At 65.8% G+C, this 231-nt stretch carries 1 protein-coding gene; it reads right to left on the bottom strand.

Annotation, left to right across the window (positions count from 1 at the left end; all coding sequences use genetic code 11):
* On the bottom strand, positions 1-231 hold a 231-nt coding region (locus QP415_RS13125; RefSeq protein ID WP_285100364.1), incomplete at both ends, for a DUF3566 domain-containing protein.

The raw sequence follows: 231 nt of genomic DNA on the forward strand, positions 1-231 counted from the left end.
GAGCGTAGTCGAGCAGGTCCACGAAGCGGCCGGCACCGACGGTCTGCAGGAAGTCCTCGATCTGGCTGAACACGTGCATGGCGTCGACCATCAGCCACAGGATGATCGTGGCGACGACCATCGCGATGCCCAGGGCGACCGACAGGAGGAAGGAGACCTTCATGACGGTCCACGCGTCGATACGCGCGATTGCCAGGTCAACTCGGCGGGGAGCGTCGCTGCGGGCGCTCG

The organism is Pauljensenia sp. UMB3104 (assembly GCF_030217285.1).
Classification (GTDB): Bacteria; Actinomycetota; Actinomycetes; order Actinomycetales; family Actinomycetaceae; genus Pauljensenia.